The 236-nt window shown below is 67.8% G+C and carries 1 protein-coding gene; it reads left to right on the top strand.

The genetic code is table 11. The annotated features are described in order from the left end of the window. The coding region (locus AACQ95_RS15920; protein ID WP_241281104.1) for an Ig-like domain-containing protein at nucleotides 1-236 on the top strand (236 nt) is incomplete at both ends.

The following is a 236-nucleotide window of genomic DNA, read 5'->3' on the forward strand; positions in this document are numbered from 1 at the left end:
CGACAAGACCATCGATGCCAGCGTGACCAGCACCGACGCGGCGGGCAACAGCGCCACCGCGACCGACAGCGAAGGCTACGGGGTCGACACCCAGGCGCCGGTGGATCTCGCCATTGAGCTCGATGCCAACATCACCGCCGACGACGTCATCAACGCCGCCGAAGCGGGTCAGCAGATCCCGGTCAGCGGCACCGTCAGCGGCGAGTTCAAGGCCGGTGACACCGTCACCCTGACCG

The sequence above is a fragment of the Aeromonas sp. MR19 genome, assembly GCF_963899305.1.
Classification (GTDB): Bacteria; Pseudomonadota; Gammaproteobacteria; order Enterobacterales; family Aeromonadaceae; genus Aeromonas; species Aeromonas bestiarum.